This window comes from Gallibacterium salpingitidis, from assembly GCF_001678495.1.
In the GTDB taxonomy this organism is placed as follows: domain Bacteria; phylum Pseudomonadota; class Gammaproteobacteria; order Enterobacterales; family Pasteurellaceae; genus Gallibacterium; species Gallibacterium salpingitidis.
This window is the reverse complement of sequence record NZ_JTJL01000073.1, coordinates 1-1337: the sequence shown is the minus strand read 5'-3', so window position 1 is coordinate 1337 and position 1337 is coordinate 1. Positions and strand designations below refer to the sequence as shown.

General features: G+C 51.4%; 1 rRNA gene. It reads left to right on the top strand.

What is annotated here, in order from left to right:
* Positions 1 to 1337 (top strand): 23S ribosomal RNA (locus QS62_RS11125); the annotation flags it as partial.

Below are 1337 nucleotides of genomic sequence, written 5' to 3'. Positions count from 1 at the left end.
CGCACCATTAATGCTGAGGCGTGATGAGGAGTGACTACGGTTGCGAAGTTGTTGATGCCAAGCTTCCAGGAAAAGCTGCTAAGCAAATTATCTAATAAACCGTACTGAAAACCGACACAGGTGGTCAGGTAGAGAATACTAAGGCGCTTGAGAGAACTCGGGTGAAGGAACTAGGCAAAATAGCACCGTAACTTCGGGAGAAGGTGCGCTGGCGTAGTGTGAAGTCTGTACAGATGGAGCATGAACCAGTCGAAGAGACCTGCTGGCTGCAACTGTTTAATAAAAACACAGCACTCTGCAAACACGCAAGTGGACGTATAGGGTGTGACGCCTGCCCGGTGCTGGAAGGTTAATTGATGGTGTCATCGCAAGAGAAGCACTTGATCGAAGCCCCAGTAAACGGCGGCCGTAACTATAACGGTCCTAAGGTAGCGAAATTCCTTGTCGGGTAAGTTCCGACCTGCACGAATGGCGTAATGATGGCCAGGCTGTCTCCACCCGAGACTCAGTGAAATTGAAATCGCCGTGAAGATGCGGTGTACCCGCGGCTAGACGGAAAGACCCCGTGAACCTTTACTATAGCTTGACACTGAACCTTGAATTTTAATGTGTAGGATAGGTGGGAGACTGAGAGAGACTGACGCCAGTTGGTAAGGAGTCGATGTTGAAATACCACCCTTTAACGTTTGATGTTCTAACGAGGTACCTGGAACAGGTATTCGGACAGTGTCTGGTGGGTAGTTTGACTGGGGCGGTCTCCTCCCAAAGAGTAACGGAGGAGTACGAAGGTTTGCTAATCACGGTCGGACATCGTGAGGTTAGTACAATGGTAGAAGCAAGCTTGACTGCGAGACGGACGTGTCGAGCAGGTACGAAAGTAGGTCATAGTGATCCGGTGGTTCTGAATGGAAGGGCCATCGCTCAACGGATAAAAGGTACTCCGGGGATAACAGGCTGATACCGCCCAAGAGTTCATATCGACGGCGGTGTTTGGCACCTCGATGTCGGCTCATCACATCCTGGGGCTGAAGTAGGTCCCAAGGGTATGGCTGTTCGCCATTTAAAGTGGTACGCGAGCTGGGTTTAGAACGTCGTGAGACAGTTCGGTCCCTATCTGCCGTGGGCGAAGGAGAATTGAGGGGGGCTGCTCCTAGTACGAGAGGACCGGAGTGGACGCACCGCTGGTGTTCCAGTTGTCATGCCAATGGCATTGCTGGGTAGCTAAGTGCGGGAGAGATAAGTGCTGAAAGCATCTAAGCACGAAACTTGCCCCGAGATGAGTTGTCCCAATCGAGAGATTGTAAGGGTTGTTGAAGACGACGACGTAGATAGGTGGG